The sequence below is a fragment of the Streptomyces sp. MMG1533 genome (assembly GCF_001279775.1).
In the GTDB taxonomy this organism is placed as follows: domain Bacteria; phylum Actinomycetota; class Actinomycetes; order Streptomycetales; family Streptomycetaceae; genus Streptomyces.
This window is the reverse complement of the sequence record NZ_LGDG01000195.1, coordinates 1-252: the sequence shown is the minus strand read 5'-3', so window position 1 is coordinate 252 and position 252 is coordinate 1. Positions and strand designations below refer to the sequence as shown.

1 protein-coding gene is annotated in these 252 nt (G+C 71.8%); it reads left to right on the top strand.

The window, feature by feature from the left end:
* On the top strand, positions 1–252 hold a 252-nt coding region (locus ADK57_RS19325), incomplete at both ends, for an aminotransferase class I/II-fold pyridoxal phosphate-dependent enzyme (protein WP_159050099.1).

Genomic DNA, 252 nt, shown 5'->3' with positions numbered 1-252 from the left:
GTTCCGCGACGACATGCTCGCCAAGCGGGACCTGCTGGCGACGGGGCTCGCGGAGGCGGGCTTCGAGGTGTTCCGGCCCGCGGGCACCTACTTCATCACCACCGACATCCGCCCCCTCGGCGAGAAGGACGGCTTCGCCTTCTGCCGCGCGCTGCCCGAGCGGGCGGGCGTCGTCGCCATCCCGAACGCCGTCTTCTACGACCACCGGGAGGCGGGCGCCCCCTTCGTCCGCTTCGCGTTCTGCAAGCAGAC